The following is a 1,122-nucleotide window of genomic DNA, read 5'->3' on the forward strand; positions in this document are numbered from 1 at the left end:
ATCAGGCCCGAAGTTCCCTCTTGCGCAAGGGGCGGTTACACATGTTGCACAAATCACGTGAGGGATTCATCTCGTGAATCCAGCGTGGTAGCTGGGCTGCATGAGCAAACCGACACCTCCGACCTACAAGACCCGGAACTGGCCAGCCTATAACGAAGCGCTGAAGCGCCGTGGCTCGCTGACGATCTGGTTCGATCCCGCCATGACCTGGGGAGCCAGGTCGACCGGCAAGCGCGGGCGTCAGCCTGCCTATAGTGATGCCGCGATCCAGACGTGTCTGACCATGAAGGTGCTGTTCGGGATGGCGCTCCGCCAGACGACTGGGTTCGTCGAGAGCCTGCTTCGGCTGATCGGCCTGGACTGGGCGGTGCCCGACTTCAGCACGCTGTCGCGACGGCAGAAGACCTTGAAAGTCAACATCCCTTACCGCGGTTCGGACGGCCCCTTACACCTGCTGGTCGACAGCACAGGCATCAAGGTCGAGGGTGAAGGCGAGTGGAACGCCCGCAAGCATGGGGGCACCAAACGCAGGGTCTGGCGCAAGATCCACATCGGGATCGACGAAAAAACACTGGAAATCCGAGCTGCGGAGTTCACCACCAGCGACATAGGCGACGCGCCTATGCTGCCTGAGTTGCTCGACCAGATCCCGCCCGAGCAGAAGATCGCCAGCGTCACCGCCGACGGCGCCTTCGATACCCGCAAGTGCCATGACGCGATCGCCGCCCGAGGCGCCGCCGCGATCATTCCGCCCCGCAGGAACGCCAAGCCATGGAAACCCGACACCGCTGGAGCGGTCGCACGCAACGAAATCCTGCGGACATCGAAGCGTGTGGGTCGAACCATCTGGCGACGATGGAGCGGCTATCACCGCCGAAGCCGGGCCGAGACCAAGATGCACTGCGTCAAGTTGCTGGGCCAGCGCCTGTCCGCACGCGAGTTCGATCGTCAGGTCGCCGAGTTCCAGGTCCGTGTCGCTGTGCTCAACGGCTTCACCGCGCTCGGCACGCCCATCACAGAGGCCGCAGGATAGGTCTGCCCGGGGAAAGGGGAGGCCCGGCCGTCAGCCGATTTGTGCAACATGTGTAACCGCCCCTTGCGCAAGAGGGAACTTCGGGCCTG

1 protein-coding gene is annotated in these 1,122 nt (G+C 63.4%); it reads left to right on the top strand.

Annotation, left to right across the window (positions count from 1 at the left end; translation table 11 throughout):
- Positions 1-100 precede the first annotated feature (100 nt).
- The gene (locus tag FL625_RS18000) at positions 101-1,033 is read left to right on the top strand and encodes an IS5 family transposase (protein ID WP_149590044.1); all 933 of its coding nucleotides are present in this window, start codon (positions 101-103) and stop codon (positions 1,031-1,033) included.
- Positions 1,034-1,122 lie beyond the last annotated feature (89 nt).

Source organism: Tabrizicola flagellatus (assembly GCF_008271465.1).
In the GTDB taxonomy this organism is placed as follows: domain Bacteria; phylum Pseudomonadota; class Alphaproteobacteria; order Rhodobacterales; family Rhodobacteraceae; genus Tabrizicola; species Tabrizicola flagellata.